The 14,325-nt window shown below is 70.0% G+C and carries 16 protein-coding genes; 10 read left to right on the top strand and 6 right to left on the bottom strand.

Features of this window, described 5'->3' with window-relative positions:
• Window positions 1-606 precede the first annotated feature (606 nt).
• Entirely contained in the window at window positions 607-1,095 is a 489-nt protein-coding gene (locus FKV25_RS16335) for a hypothetical protein (RefSeq protein ID WP_211345349.1), read from the top strand.
• A gap of 99 nt (window positions 1,096-1,194) precedes the next feature.
• Here FKV25_RS16335 and FKV25_RS16120 read toward each other — a convergent pair whose 3' ends face one another.
• From FKV25_RS16120 to FKV25_RS02880, 6 genes are all read right to left on the bottom strand, one after another.
• Window positions 1,195-1,749, bottom strand: a complete 555-nt coding sequence (locus FKV25_RS16120; protein WP_170218489.1) for a hypothetical protein — start codon at window positions 1,747-1,749, stop codon at window positions 1,195-1,197.
• 8 nt (window positions 1,750-1,757) lie between these two features.
• Complete coding sequence (locus FKV25_RS02860; protein WP_141517282.1) at window positions 1,758-2,195, bottom strand: hypothetical protein; 438 nt, start codon at window positions 2,193-2,195, stop codon at window positions 1,758-1,760.
• 123 nt (window positions 2,196-2,318) lie between these two features.
• Window positions 2,319-2,789, bottom strand: coding sequence for a hypothetical protein (locus FKV25_RS02865; protein ID WP_141517283.1), 471 nt, complete (start codon window positions 2,787-2,789; stop codon window positions 2,319-2,321).
• A gap of 151 nt (window positions 2,790-2,940) precedes the next feature.
• Entirely contained in the window at window positions 2,941-3,663 is a 723-nt protein-coding gene (locus FKV25_RS02870; RefSeq protein ID WP_246071867.1) for an HAD family hydrolase, read from the bottom strand.
• 166 nt (window positions 3,664-3,829) lie between these two features.
• Window positions 3,830-4,171: an EF-hand domain-containing protein gene (locus FKV25_RS02875; RefSeq protein ID WP_141517284.1), complete on the bottom strand. Its 342-nt coding sequence runs from the start codon at window positions 4,169-4,171 to the stop codon at window positions 3,830-3,832.
• A 263-nt stretch (window positions 4,172-4,434) separates the two neighbouring features.
• Window positions 4,435-4,623 (bottom strand): CPXCG motif-containing cysteine-rich protein, encoded by a 189-nt coding sequence (locus FKV25_RS02880; protein WP_141517285.1) that lies wholly within the window; start codon window positions 4,621-4,623, stop codon window positions 4,435-4,437.
• Window positions 4,624-4,758: 135 nt separating this feature from the next.
• Between FKV25_RS02880 and FKV25_RS02885 the strand changes: the two genes are divergently transcribed.
• The 9 genes from FKV25_RS02885 (at window position 4,759) to FKV25_RS02925 (ending at window position 14,311) form a co-directional block, all read left to right on the top strand.
• Window positions 4,759-5,964: a PQQ-dependent sugar dehydrogenase gene (locus FKV25_RS02885; RefSeq protein ID WP_141517286.1), complete on the top strand. Its 1,206-nt coding sequence runs from the start codon at window positions 4,759-4,761 to the stop codon at window positions 5,962-5,964.
• A 262-nt stretch (window positions 5,965-6,226) separates the two neighbouring features.
• Window positions 6,227-7,666, top strand: coding sequence for a cytochrome-c oxidase, cbb3-type subunit I (gene ccoN / locus FKV25_RS02890; protein ID WP_141517316.1), 1,440 nt, complete (start codon window positions 6,227-6,229; stop codon window positions 7,664-7,666).
• Window positions 7,667-7,676: 10 nt separating this feature from the next.
• A complete protein-coding gene (gene ccoO, locus FKV25_RS02895; protein WP_141517287.1) occupies window positions 7,677-8,294 on the top strand; it encodes a cytochrome-c oxidase, cbb3-type subunit II in 618 nt (205 codons plus the stop codon).
• Window position 8,295: 1 nt separating this feature from the next.
• The gene (locus FKV25_RS02900) at window positions 8,296-8,454 is read left to right on the top strand and encodes a CcoQ/FixQ family Cbb3-type cytochrome c oxidase assembly chaperone (RefSeq protein WP_141517288.1); all 159 of its coding nucleotides are present in this window, start codon (window positions 8,296-8,298) and stop codon (window positions 8,452-8,454) included.
• Window positions 8,451-9,407: a cytochrome-c oxidase, cbb3-type subunit III gene (gene ccoP, locus FKV25_RS02905; protein WP_141517289.1), complete on the top strand. Its 957-nt coding sequence runs from the start codon at window positions 8,451-8,453 to the stop codon at window positions 9,405-9,407. The genes FKV25_RS02900 and ccoP overlap by 4 nt, the downstream gene beginning before the upstream one ends.
• Before the next feature lie 4 nt (window positions 9,408-9,411).
• The gene (locus FKV25_RS02910; RefSeq protein ID WP_141517290.1) at window positions 9,412-9,708 is read left to right on the top strand and encodes a hypothetical protein; all 297 of its coding nucleotides are present in this window, start codon (window positions 9,412-9,414) and stop codon (window positions 9,706-9,708) included.
• Window positions 9,709-9,731: 23 nt separating this feature from the next.
• Complete coding sequence (locus FKV25_RS02915) at window positions 9,732-11,267, top strand: 4Fe-4S dicluster domain-containing protein (RefSeq protein WP_141517291.1); 1,536 nt, start codon at window positions 9,732-9,734, stop codon at window positions 11,265-11,267.
• Window positions 11,264-11,851 (top strand): FixH family protein, encoded by a 588-nt coding sequence (locus tag FKV25_RS02920; RefSeq protein WP_141517292.1) that lies wholly within the window; start codon window positions 11,264-11,266, stop codon window positions 11,849-11,851. The genes FKV25_RS02915 and FKV25_RS02920 overlap by 4 nt, the downstream gene beginning before the upstream one ends.
• Before the next feature lie 6 nt (window positions 11,852-11,857).
• A complete protein-coding gene (locus tag FKV25_RS02925) occupies window positions 11,858-14,311 on the top strand; it encodes a heavy metal translocating P-type ATPase (RefSeq protein ID WP_141517293.1) in 2,454 nt (817 codons plus the stop codon).
• The last annotated feature ends 14 nt before the right edge of the window (window positions 14,312-14,325 follow it).

A 14,325-nucleotide genomic window follows, 5' to 3' on the forward strand; every position in this document is an offset into this window, starting at 1 on the left:
GTCTTCCTGGCCGGGTATGGGTACGGAAACATCCGGCAGGCTTCCGTAGCGCGAGTTCCGGCTTCCAACGTGACGAACGACTGCGCGGTGGACGGGCTCCCGCCGGCCCCTCCGGCCGGACATTGTGGTAGCGCTACCATCGCGATGGACGCAGACTAATCACGGGTCTCGGCACTTGTCACCGTGCAGCGCAACAAAGTGGCGCCGATCACCGAGCCACCCGGGCGGGTTCGCGCTGCCCGCACGGGCGTGGGAGCGACCCCGCAGGACTCTTCACGGGAGGTGCGCACATGCTCCGGTGACTGCCATCGAGCCGGACAGGCGGGGTCCGCAAAAACCGGCAGATCGCCGCGTGAGTTGAGGCGGCATGCCCACGCGTCCCGGTGTTGCCATCGCGCCCCTGTCCTGCAGGTCATCGGGCGGGGTGATGCACGCATGACGCTGCTGGCGCCCGGTCCGACATGGCAAGTACGAGGCGCCCGCCGCCCGCCCCCGGGGACGTCGATGCCGTCTTAACCCGGGCGGTCGTACCTTCGACGCGTGTTCGGCCCTGATCGAGCGGGTGGGCGCGTGGCCTGTCCACTCCCTTTCCTACGGAGACACCCCATGAGAGTCGCCTGCCTGCTGTTGCCGCTGTGCCTGGTCGCCACTGCCTGCAGTGGTCCGTCCGAAACGCCGGAGGCCGCGGCTCCGGCCGCCGATGCCACGCCCGAAGCCGCGACCCCGGCACCGGGTGCGCCGGAAGCCATGCCAGCGCCCGAAGCCAGCGCAATGCCGGCCGCGCCGATGCCGGCACCCGAAGAGGCGAACGCGCCGCTCGACGCCCCCGCGCCCGCGGACGAACCGCCCAAGGCGAAGATCTCCATGTTCAACGCAACCTGCCCCGGCGGGATCGACGTGCACGCCGACGACGGCGGCCCGGTCTTCGTCAACGGCAACGAAGCCGCGTACAAGTCCTTCAGCGAGAGCTACTACGAGGCCCGTGACGACGCGTCCGGGGTGACGATCTCGGTGACGACCAACACCGACGGCAGCCTGTCCGTCAGCTACACCGGCAAGGGCGGCGCCAACGGCACCTGCACGCTCGCCAGCTGAGCCAAGCGCGCACCGCGGGGACGCCCGCGGTGCGCGGTGCCGGAACGAAGGGCCTGGCGTGGTGGGGTGTTGCGCTGCGCGCGCGTCGTGGCGACGGGATCAGGACCCGGGCGTCGCCTTTTCCGCGGCGTTGTCCTCGACGGCCGCCGGAATGCGCTCGCGGCCGGGGAAGTCGCGCGCAAGCGCGTCATCGACGCGGATCGGCCGGCCCCAGCGGTCGTAACTGGGGACGAAGCCCTTCTTCAGGCGCATGAAGGCGGCCGAGCCGGGCTCGACGCCGAGTTCGACGGCGATCGCGCCCCAGCCTTCCGCGCCGCCGCGCTGCCACCTGTCGGCCACGTGGCGGCAGGGACGGCCGCTCACCGCGGCCAGGCCGCAGGCGTAATAGACGTCGCCGGGTCGCCACTTGCGTTCCACCAGCAGCTCGCGCACCAGCGCGCGTGGGGCTTCGTGGTAACGCACGATCTCGTCGATGAACGCGTCGGGGTAGGCGCTCCCGTAACGGTTCATGTCGCCCAGCCAGGCGTCGACCCAGGCATCGCCGGTGCGCGGGTTCCAGTCATCCTGGCCCCAGGCCGGCGCGAGTGCGCTGGCGAGCACAAGGGCCAGCAGGCAGGAAATCGACGACGGACGGGCGGAACGGCGCGCCGGCATGGCCGCGCTCAGCGGGAAATCACGAACTTGCCGAACGCCACGCCGATATCCCAGCCTTCGCCGGTACCGGCCAGGGCCAGGGAAACCTCGCCCTTGGTGACCACCTGGGCCTTGCTGGACTTGACCGCGCCGGCGTGGGCCTCGGCGCTGGCATAAGTGCCGAGCAGTTCACTGATGCCATTGACGCCTGAGAACTCGCCGACGCCATTCTCGATCTTCGACTTGCCGAAACTGAGGCCGCCGCCGCGGGTCTCGATCTTGACGGCCATGCTCTGGCCGTTGTCGCAGGTGATCGTGCCGCTGCCGGAAGCGGTCTTGTAGAACACCGACCAGCCGGACAGGTTGAAGCGCAGCTTGCAGTCCACTTCGCCGGCCTGGGCCGGGAGGGTGGCGAACGCGCCCGCGGCGGCGAGGCTGCCGATCAGTACGAGGCGATGCAGGGTCATGGGCTTCTCCGGGACGGCGTTGGACGGATCGGCGTGCGCCAGGCGGCGCCAGGCGCACGTCGACAAGGGGGCTAGGCTAGCACCGGCCGGGGTCGATCCGGCGTGAGGGGATGGCCCGAAGGTTCAGCGGCCGCGATGGTGGCGATGGCCGCGGTCGTCGTCGCGGTAGCGGTAGCCGACGTCATAGCGACGGTCGTAACGGCGATCGTGGCGATCGCGGTAGCGGCGGTCGTCGTGGCGCGGGTCGTAGTAATGGACCTTGCACTTGCCGTGCGGGTTGCACTTGCGGTCGTAGCGCACCGCCGGATAGCGGTACACCACGCGCTGCGGCGGGCCCGGTCGATACATGTAGCGCGGGACGTCGCGGTAGTAGCGGCGATAGCCACGCGGATCGCGCACGACGATGACGCGGTCGTAGCGGCCGTAGTTGCCATGGCGGTAATACGGCTGTCCGCTGTGGTAGACCACGTCGGCGATATCGACCAGCACGCGGACCAGGTCGTCGCTGGCGCGTGCCGGTGCCGGGAGCAGCGAGGCGATGCCCAGGCCTGCGGCCAGGGCGGAGGGAATGAGCCAGCGGGGCAGAATCGTCATGTGTCGCGCTCCATGGTCAGGGTGGAGGCCAGGCCGGACCCCGGGGGGGGGACGGGTCAGGCTGGCGCGACTCCACCCTGCGACGCGCTGGGTGAACCTTTTTTTAACCGCTGCGTGATGCGCCCTTCATGCATACCCGAGCCGTTCAGGTTCACCCGAGGGCTTCGGCCTCGCGCGCTGCGGATGCCACCGCGGCGGGGATGCCGCGGGCATCGTCCACCACGCGCAGGCGCGGGGCATCGGCGGCGACCTCGGCCTCGGTCTCGTGCGCCCAGGTCAGGTGATAGGGCACGTGGACGCCCCACCCGCCCAGCGCCAGGACCGGCGCGATGTCCGAACGCAAGGAATTGCCGATCATCAGGAACTCCGGGGCCTGGCAGTCGAACTCCTCGAGCAGGCGACCGTAGGTGCCGGTGTCCTTCTCGCTGACGATCTCGATGCGGCGGAACAGGCCGGCCAGGCCGCAGTCGCGGACTTTCTTCTCCTGGTGGAACAGATCGCCCTTGGTGATCAGCACGATGTCGAAGTCGCGCGCGACCGCCTCCACTGCCTCGCGCACGCCCGGCAGCAGTTCGACGGGGTGCTGGAGCAGTTCCTTGGCCAGCCCGACGATGCGGTGCAGGTCGCGGGCGTGGATGCGCGCATCGGTGATCTGCACCGCCGCCTCGACCATCGACAGCGCCATGCCCTTCACGCCATAGCCGAACAGTTCGATGTTGGCCTTCTCGATCGCGTACAAGCGCGCACCGACGTCATCGAGGTCGACATAGGCGCCGACGATGCGTTCGAACTCGGCCTGCGCGGCGTGGAAGTAGTCCTCGCTTCGCCAAAGCGTGTCGTCGGCGTCGAAGCCGACCATGCGGATGCGTGTCATGCGTGCAGTATGCCGGGCGCTCGCGGCTCCGGACAGGAGGAAGGGCGGCACGGGGCCGCCCTTCCGGTCGCGTCCTGTCAGGGGAGAACAGGGGAATGGACGCGACTACAGGCAATGGAGTGCCTGCATGCTGCCGGCCTGCTCGTCCCAGGCCGTCGTTGCGGGTTTACTGGCCCGAGGAGGCCTCGCCGCCCTGGGCCTTGGCCACGTAGGCCTTGTACTCGTCGGCGGTCAGGTTGCCGTCGGCATCGGCGTCGGCCTGGTCGAACACCTGGCTCAGGGCCGGCACGGAGGCGGCTTCGTCCTTGCTCACCGAGCCGTCCTGGTTGACGTCGATGTCGGCCCAGCTCTTACGCGGCGCCTCGGCGTCGTTCATGGTCGCGGTCTCGGCCTGCTGGGCACCCTCGGTGGCGGTCGCGTCCTGTTCCTGTGCGAAGGCCATCGAGCTGGACATGGCGGCCGTCAGGGCCAGGGCGACGATCAGCGGCTTGCGGTTGGACTTGTTCATGGTGTTCCTCCTGGGGGATATGAAATGAACCGCACGGTCCTTGTTGTTTTCGTCAGTCGACCGTACGGGGCACACACTGCCAATCCCCGCATGAACGCAAAGACCGTCGCGAAACACTGCAAAACAAGTGTTTAACCCCTTCCCCGCACGACCGCGCTAGCGACGCGGCACAACGTGACCCCCGACCTGCGCGACGTGTGATTGCGCGCCAGCTTCGCGCGCCGCGCGCGGATGAACGGAACACAACATTAACGCGCCGCGCGTCAGGCCTCGTCCTCCGCCGCGACGTCGACGTGCACTGCGCCGTCCTCGTCGACGCTGGCGGTGACGTTGATCGGGCGGCAGCAGACCTGGCAGTCCTCGATGTAGCGCTGCGTGCCCGAAGACACGTCGAGCAGCAGTTCCAGCGGTTCCCCGCAGTAGGGGCAGTGGACCTCGGCGGTGGGCAGCATGGCGGGGACTCCATCGGGATGCGCCGACTGTGGCACGGGCAGACCCCGGGCGCGAACGCGTTGCATCCGCCGGCACGGATGCGAGAATCGGGACATGCCATCGCGATGGCACCCGTCCGCTACCGGAGCCCCGCCATGACCTTACGCCCCCTTCCCGCCGCCTGCCTCGCCGTGCTGCTCGTCGCATGCGGCCCGCGCAATGGCGATGTCACGGCCGCGACCACCTCGGCGGCGCCGGCAGCGGCCGCCACCGGCCCGTTCGCCAGCCACGAAGTCGCGCGCTTCGATGAGCCCTGGGCGATGAGCTTCCTGCCCGACGGTCGCCTGCTGGTGACCGAGAAGGAGGGCCGCCTGAAGCTGCTGGCGCTGGAAGCCCGGCCTGACGGGACCCATGCAGCGGGCGCGCTCGGCGAGATCACCGGCCTGCCCGAGGTGGCCTACGGCGGCCAGGGCGGCCTGGGCGACGTGGTCGTGCACCCGGGATTCAGGAACAACGGCCTCGTCTACCTCAGCTACGCCGAGCCCGGCGACGGCGACACCCGGGGCGCCGCCGTCGCACGCGCGCGCCTGGTGCTGGACAACCAGGGCGGCGGGCGCCTGGAGGGGCTGAAGGTGATCTGGCGCCAGGTGCCGAAGGTGACTGGCCAGGGCCACTACAGCCATCGCCTGGCCTTCGGTCCCGATGGCCACCTGTGGATCAGCTCCGGCGAACGGCAGAAGTTCGATCCCGCCCAGGACATGGCCAGCAACCTGGGCAAGATCCTGCGCCTGAACGACGACGGCAGCGTGCCGGCGGACAACCCCTTCCCCGACCAGGGCGAGGTCGCCGCGCAGGTCTGGTCGCTGGGCCATCGCAACGTCCTGGGCATCGCCTTCGACGCCGACGGCCAGCTGTGGAACCACGAGATGGGCCCCAAGGGCGGCGACGAGCTCAACCGCGTCGAGCGGGGCGCCAACTACGGCTACCCGATCGTCTCCAACGGCGACCATTACGACGGCCGTCCCATCCCGGACCACGACACCCAGCCGCAGTACAACGCGCCCGTGATCACCTGGACCCCGGTGATCTCGCCGTCGAGCCTGGTGATCTACAGCGGCGACGCCTTCCCCGACTGGACGGGCAATGCCCTCATCACCGGGTTGTCTTCGGAATCGCTGGTCCGGGTGGCGTTCGACGGCGAGGGCGGCGCGCGCGAGGCCGAGCGCTTCGACATGGGCCACCGGATGCGCGAGATCGAGCAGGGCCCGCAGGGCCACCTGTGGCTGCTCGAGGACGGCGACGGCGCCCGCCTGCTTGAGCTGGTCCCGCCGCCGGCGCCGACGGCGCCCGCCGAGCCCTGAGGCCCGCCGCACCGGGCTTCTTCACCTTCACATCACGCTGCCGTCGCCTCCGGCAGGCTGGATCCGGGCCTCGGAGAGGCCGGCCGGAGCAGGGCTCCGGCCGCGCGATTTGATCCATGTCAAACGCGGCAATCGACCCGGGGACTAAGCTGCGCGGCGACCACGGGCCCGAATTGCAGGCGCCGACCCGCGCGGGTCGGTCCGGCGCACCCGGCCGATCGGTCTGAGTTGCCTGAACTCGCCTGGACTGGGGAACGTGCGGATGCAAACGTCGGTGGAAACCTATAACGACAGGGTGGTGCGCCAGTTCGTGGCCGCGACCGTCATCTGGGGCATCGTCGGCATGGCGGTCGGCGTGTTCATCGCCGCCCAGCTGTACTGGCCGGCGCTGAACTTCGACCTCCCCTGGCTGAGCTACGGCCGCCTGCGACCGCTGCACACCAACGCGGTGATCTTCGCCTTCGGCGGCAGCGCGCTGATGGCCACCAGCTTCCACGTGGTCCAGCGGACCTGCCACGTCCGCCTGTTCTCCGACAGGCTGGCCGCCTTCGTCATGTGGGGCTGGCAGGCGGTGATCGTGCTGGCCGCGATCACCCTGCCCATGGGCCTGACCCAAGGCAAGGAATACGCCGAACTGGAGTGGCCGATCGACCTGCTGATCACCGCGGTCTGGGTGGCCTACGCGGTGGTCTTCTTCGGCACCATCGCCAAGCGCCGGGTCAAGCACATCTACGTCGCCAACTGGTTCTACGGCGCCTTCATCCTGACCATCGCGCTGCTGCACATCGTCAACAACATGGCCATCCCGGTGACCATGGGCAAGTCGTATTCGCTCTACACCGGCGCGGTCGACGCGATGGCGCAGTGGTGGTACGGCCACAATGCGGTGGGCTTCTTCCTGACCGCCGGCTTCCTGGGGATGATGTACTACTTCGTGCCCAAGCAGGCGCAGCGGCCGGTGTATTCCTACCGCCTGTCGATCGTCCACTTCTGGGCGCTGATCGCGATCTACATGTGGGCCGGCCCGCACCACCTGCAGTACACCGCGCTGCCGGACTGGGTGCAGTCGGTCGGCATGGTGTTCTCGCTGGTCCTGCTGGCGCCGAGCTGGGGCGGCGCGATCAACGGCCTGATGACCCTGTCGGGCGCCTGGCACAAGCTGCGCACCGACCCGATCCTGAAGTTCCTCATCGTCGCGATCTCGTTCTACATGATCGCCACCTTCGAGGGACCGATGATGTCGATCAAGACCGTCAACTCGCTCTCGCACTACACCGACTGGACCATCGGCCACGTCCACGCCGGCGCGCTGGGCTGGGTGGCGATGATCACCCTGGGCTCGATCTACTCGATGCTGCCGCGCCTGCTCGGGCAGAAGGAAATGTATTCGGTCAAGGCGATCGACGTGCACTTCTGGATCCACACCATCGGCGTGGTGTTCTACATCGCATCGATGTGGATCGCCGGCGTCATGCAGGGCCTGATGTGGCGGGCGACCAACGACGACGGCACCCTCACCTACAGCTTCGTCGAAGCGCTCAACGCGACCTACCCGTACTACCTCGGCCGCCTGGCCGGCGGCCTGCTGATCGTGGCGGGGATGCTGCTGATGGGCTGGAACGTCGCCAGGACCTGGCAGCGCGCCCCCGCGCTCGATCCCACGCCGGTGCTGCCGCCGGACCGTGCCGAAGCGACCGCCTGAGGACCGACGGATGAGCCATTCCCACGAGAAAGTCGAGACCAACGTCGGCCTGATGGCGGTGCTGATCGCTGTGGCGGTGTCCTTCGGCGGCCTGGCCGAGATCGTGCCGCTGATGTACCAGGCCGAGACGATCAAGCCACTGCCGGGCGTGAAACCCTACCCGCCGCTGGAACTGGCCGGCCGCGACGTCTACATCCGCGAGGGCTGCTACAACTGCCATTCCCAGATGGTGCGCACCCTGCGCTTCGAAACCGAGCGCTATGGCCACTACTCGCTCGCCGGCGAGTCGGTCTACGACCGCCCGTTCCAGTGGGGCAGCAAGCGCACCGGCCCCGACCTGGCCCGCGTCGGCGGCCGCTACTCGGACGACTGGCATCGCGTGCACCTGGTCAACCCGCGCGACCTGGTGCCGGAGTCGAACATGCCCGGCTTCCCGTGGCTGGCCGGCGCCCGGGTCGACGGCGCCCTGGTCGAGAAGAAGATGAAGGCCCTGCAGTCGATCGGCGACCCCTACACGGACGAGGAGATCGCCGGCGCGCGCGAGGCGGTGTCGGGCAAGAGCGAACTGGACGCCGTGGTCGCGTACCTGCAGGGTCTGGGGCGGCACGCACCGCGGGGAGGCGAGTGACATGGTCTCCGGCATCGTCACCCTGGTCCTGCTGCTGCTGTTCGTCGGTGGCTGGGTCCACCTGTGGAACCCGCGCCTGAAACCCGAGCTCGACGCGGCCGCGCGGCTGCCGCTCGAAGAAGACGCCCCCCTCGAGACGCCTGAGGAGACGCAGCGATGAGCGCTGGCTGGTCGTGGTATGTGATCGCACTGATCGCGCTGAACATCTTCGGCTGCGTCTGGCTGCTGTGGTGGACGGGCAAGCGCCGTCCGGGCGACCCGGCGCCGACCGACACCAGCCACTACTGGGACGGCGACCTGACCGAGTACAACAAGCCGATGCCGAGGTGGTGGATCAACCTCTTCTACATCACCATCGTGTTCGCGATCGGCTACCTGGCCTACTATCCCGGCCTGGGCAACCTGCCCGGCATCGGCAACTGGACCTCGGCGGGCAAGCACCAACGTGACAAGGAGCGCTTCGACGCCACCCTCGAGGAGACTTTCCGCCCCTACGTGGGCCAGCGCATCGACGTCATCGCGCGCGACCCCACCGCGGTCGCGCTGGGCCGCTCCATCTTCAGCAACACCTGCGCGACCTGCCACGGCTCGTCCGCGCAAGGCGCGATCGGCTACCCGAACCTGACCGACGACATCTGGCACTGGGGCGGCAGCCCCGAGCGGATCCTGGAGACGGTGATGCAGGGGCGCGAGGGCGTGATGCCCGAGTGGGGCAAGGTCCTCACCGGCATGAAGGGCGACAATGCGGTCGACTACGTGATCGCCTACGTGCGCACCCTGTCCGAGCCGGCCTCGATGCAGAACAACTTCATGGCCGCCCAGGGCAAGCCGCTCTACGACGGCGTCTGCGTGGCCTGCCATGGCCCCGACGGCAAGGGCAACCAGGCACTGGGCGCGCCCGACCTGACCGACGGCTACTGGATGTACGGCACCAGCAAGGCCAGCCTGTACCAGACCATCGCCCACGGCCGCCATGGCGTGATGCCGGCTCACGGCGAGCTGCTCGGCGAGACCCGCTCGCGCCTGGTCGCCGCCTACGTGTGGTCGCTGTCCCATGGCGATGGCGACGACGCCGACAGCGGCGCCGATGCCGCCGCCCCAGGAGCCCGCTAGCGCCATGCCCGACTTCACCGCCCCGCGCTTCGACCATCCCCCGCGCCCGCTCGCCCAGCGGATCGGGGCAATCGTCTGGCCGAGCTTCTTTACCGCATGCGTGTGCACGATGGTCTTCTTCGCCCATGTCGATCCGCTCGAGCTGCGCGACCTGACCTTTCCCGGGCTCCCGCTGACACGGGCGGTGGGCTACAGCATCGGCTTCTTCATGTTCTGGCTGGCGACCGCTTCGTCGAGCCTGTTCACGTGGATCCTGCTGCGTCCATCGAGCCGCTACAACAAGCCCCTGCCGCCGGAATGACGGCATCGGGATGAGCGCCGTCCATGACTGACAAGATCCCCATCGACCTGCTGGACGACGGCGGAAGCGCGCTCTACGTCAGCGAGCGCAAGGTCTATCCGCGCGACGTCGACGGGCGCCTGCAGCGCCTGCGCAAGATCGCTGTGTTCGTGCTGCTGGGCATGTTCTACGTGTTCCCCTGGCTGTCCTGGGACGGCCGACAGGCGGTGCTGTTCGACCTGCCCGCGCGCAAGTTCTACGTCTTCGGGCTCAACTTCTGGCCGCAGGACTTCATCTTCCTGGCCATGCTGCTGGTCATCGCCGGCATGGCGCTGTTCTTCTTCACCACCCTCGCCGGGCGCCTGTGGTGCGGCTATGCCTGCCCGCAGACGGTGTGGACGGAGGTATTCCTCTGGATCGAGCAGTGGACCGAGGGCGACCGCGCCCGTCGCATGAAGCTCGACGCCGGTCCCTGGAACCGCGACAAGTGGCTGCGCAAGGGCGGCAAGCACGTGCTCTGGCTGCTGTTCGCGCTTTGGACGGGCTTCACGTTCACCGGCTTCTTCACGCCCATCCACGACCTGGCCGCGCGCGCGCCGCTGGGATGGGGCGCCTGGGAGGTGTTCTGGGTACTGTTCTACGCACTGGCGACCTGGGGCAACGCCGGCTTCCTGCGCGAACAGGTCTGCAAGTACATGTGTCCGTACGCGCGCTTCCAGAGCGCGATGTTCGATCGCAACACCCTGCTGATCGCCTACGACCCGATGCGCGGCGAGCCGCGCGGGCCACGCCGGCGCGGCCTGGCCAGCGTGCTCGAGCGCGGTCGCGGCCTGCTCGGACTCGACGCCGCGACCGACTACGTGTTCCGCTTCGCGCACGCCACGCAGAAGGTGGCCAGCGCCGGCACGACGTCCTTCGTCGACGCGGGCCTCAAGGCCGAGCCCCTGCCGAAGTTCGAGCCCGAGGCGCTGGGCGACTGCATCGACTGCACCCTGTGCGTGCAGGTCTGCCCGACCGGGATCGACATCCGCAACGGCCTGCAGATCGAGTGCATCGCCTGCGGCGCCTGCATCGACGCCTGCGACCAGGTGATGGACAAGATGAACTACCCGCGGGGGCTGATCCGTTATTCCACCCAGAATGCGATCGACGGCAAGCCCTCGCGCGTGCTGCGGCCGCGCGTTCTCGTCTACGGGCTGCTGCTCGCCGGGCTCTGCGCGGCCTGGGCCTGGGGCGTCACCCACCGCAGCCCGCTGATCGCCGAGGTCCTGCGCGACCGCAACGCGCTCTACCGCGAGGTCGCCGGCGGACGCATCGAGAATGGCTATACGCTCAAGCTGGTCAACAAGAACGTCGATCCGCAAACCTACACCCTGGCCTTGCAGGCACCGGCCGGGATCGAACTGGTCGGCGGCGAGCGTCGCATCGAAGCGGCTGCCGAGCAGGTGATGGAGATCCCGCTGGCGCTTTCGGCCGACGCTTCGGTGCGCGGCCGCCAGCCGGTCACCTTCAGCATCGAATCCATCGACGGCCAGGCCCGCGAGGACGTCGAATCCAGTTTCTTCGGACCCGTCGAATGAGCCCGCGCACGCCGCTTCGCGAACCCATGGTCTGGCTGGTCGTCGGCCTGCCCGTCGTCGCCGTCGTCGCCGGCATCGGCCTGCTGGTGGTCGCCACCCGCAGCGGCAGCAGCGACGCGGTCATCGACACGGTCGCACGCACCGCGCAGATCCAGACCACCGAGCTTGGGCCCGATGCCCGCGCGCAGGCGCTGAAGCTCTCGGCGGTGCTTCAGGTCGACGGCAACCGCCTGAGGCTGCTGCCGGCCAGTGGCGGATGGGTACGCGACACCACCGGCTCCTCGCCCGGGGAGCAGGCGACCGACGACGCCGGCGGCGACGCGGCACGACGCAGGCAGGACGCGACCGCGCACGAGCAGTCGCTGCTGCTGGTGCTCTCGCACCCCACCGACGCGGACCGAGACCTGCGCCTGCGGATGCAACCCGAGTCCCTGGGCTGGCGCGTCGAGCTGCCCACGCCACTCGACGGCGACCACGACTGGCTGGTCCAGCTGACACCGCCCGATACGCAGTGGCGCCTGCACGGTCGCCTGGTCGCTGGCCAGCAGGCCACCCGCCTGGGACCGTCGCTGGTGACGGAATAGACCGGCGTGTCCGCCGTCCCAGCCGCTCCCGATACCTGCCATCACTGCGGCGAAGCGCTGTCGGCGACGGCGCTGCGCGGGGTCGAGGCCGACGTCGCCGGATCCCTGCGGCGCTTCTGCTGCGAAGGCTGCGCGGCCGCCGCGCAGTGGATCGACAGTGCCGACCTCGACGACTACTATCGCCTGCGCGAGGCGCCGGCGGGGTGCGTGGGCAGCGAATTGCCCGACTACGCCGCCTTCGATCGCGACGCGGTGCTCGCCGAGCACAGCCGGGCCGTCGCCGGCGGCCGCGAGATCACCGTACTCACCGACGCCATGCGCTGCGCGGCCTGCGCCTGGCTGGTCGATCGCGCCCTGCGCCGGGTGCCGGGCGTGCTCGACATCACCGCCAATGCCGTGACTGGACGCATCCGCCTGGCCTGGGATCCGGACGTGACCCGGCTGTCGCCGCTGATGACGCGCCTGGCCGCGCTCGGCTACCGCCCCTGGCTGGCCACCGGCGAGGCCCGCGAGGAAGCCCGCCGCCGCGAACGCCGCCGCTGGTTGCTGCGCCTGGGCGTGGCCGGACTGGGGGCGATGCAGGCGATGATGCTGGCCGAGGCGCTGTACCTGGATACCGAACAGACCATGTCGCTGGCCACGCGCGACTTCTTCCGCTGGCTGACCTTCCTGGTGTCCACGCCCGTCGTCTTCTATTCCGGCTGGCCCTTCCTGGAAGGGATGTGGCGCGAGCTGCGCGAGCGACAGCCCGGCATGGACACCCTGATCGCGGGCTCGACCCTGCTGGCCTACTTCGCCAGCCTGCTGGAGACGGTGCGCGGCGGCGTGCACGTCTGGTACGACGCGGCGGTGATGTTCGTCCTCCTGCTGCTGGTCGCGCGGATGCTCGAGCAGCGCGCGCGCGGCATCGCCAGCGCCCAGGTCGATGCGCTCGCCCGGGCACGACCGGCGCTGGCCGCGCGCGAGCGCCTGGACGCATGCGATGGCGCGCTTCACGTTGAGCAGGTCGCGCTCGGCGACCTGCGGCCGGGCGACATCGTCCGCATCGCGCCGGGCGAGGCGGTACCCGCCGACGGCATCCTCCTCGACGCCCCCTCGGCCTTCGACGAGGCCCTGCTGACCGGCGAGTCGGAGCCGGTGCCGCGCCAGCCGGGCGAGGTCGTGCTCGCCGGCAGCCATTGCCGCGAGCTGCCGGCGCGCGTGCGCCTGGTCCGTACCGGTGGCGACACACGGCTCTCGCAGCTCACCCGGCTGGTCGATCGCGCCCAGGCCGACCGCCCCCGCCTCGCGCGTGCCACGGAGCGTATCGCCCGCCATTTCGTGAGCGGCCTGTTGCTGGTGGCGGTCGCCGTCTACCTGGGCTGGCAGCTGTACGATCCCTCGCGCGCGCTCGAGGTCACCCTCGCCGTGCTCGTGGTCAGCTGTCCCTGCGCGCTGTCGCTGGCCGTACCGACCGCGTTGACCACCGCCCATGGCGCACTCGCGCGAATGGGCGTGCTGGCGCTGCGCAGCGACGCGCTCGAAGCGCTGGCGCGGGCCGACTGCATCGTGTTCGACAAGACCGGCACGCTCGGCGATGGCCGGCCGGTGCTCGATGGCGTGGCGATCTTCGGCACGGCGGGCATCGATGCCGACGCTGCGCTGCGCATCGCGGCGGCGCTGGAGCGCGACAGCCGCCACCCGCTCGCACGTGCCTTCGCCCATGCCGGTGCGGTGCCGCCCGCCGAGGCGGTCCGGCTGCATCCGGGCGACGGCCTGCAGGGGCGCGTCGACGGACGCGCCTGGTACCTGGGTCGCGCCGGCTTCGCCTGCCAGGACCGGGTCGACGACGGCGGCCTGTGGCTGGGCGACGGCGAGGTCGCCGCGGCGCGCTTCGAGGTGCGCGAGACCCCGCGCGCCGATGCGGCCACGGCGCTCGCCTCGTTGCGCCGGCTGGGCCTCAGGGTCGGGATCTGCAGCGGTGACGCCGACGCGCCGGTGGCGCACTTCGCCGCGGCGCTCGGCGTCGACGCCCCGCTGGCGCGGCAGTCGCCCGAACGGAAGCTCGCGCACGTGCGTGGCCTGCAGGCCGACGGCCACGTCATGGCGATGGTCGGCGACGGGCTCAACGACGCCCCCGTGCTCGCAGGTGCCGACGTCTCGCTGGCGATGGCCGATGGCGCCGCGCTGGCCCAGCGCGCCGCCGACTTCGTGGTCACCAGCCCATCGCTGTCGCGCATCCCCGAAGCGATCGCACTGGCCCGCCGCACCCGCGCCATCGTCCGCCAGAACCTGGCCTGGGCACTGGCGTACAACGTCCTCGCGCTGCCGCTGGCCGCGGGCGGCCATGTCACGCCCTGGATGGCGGCGCTCGGGATGGCAGTATCCTCCCTGCTGGTGACCCTCAATGCGCTGCGACTCGCCCGCGGGCCACGCGCGGCCGCGGATGCGTCGGCGCGCCCCGCCACCGCCCTTCCCTGAGCCGCCGGAACCGC

It is taken from the genome of Marilutibacter aestuarii, from assembly GCF_006546775.1.
GTDB lineage: Bacteria > Pseudomonadota > Gammaproteobacteria > Xanthomonadales > Xanthomonadaceae > Marilutibacter > Marilutibacter aestuarii.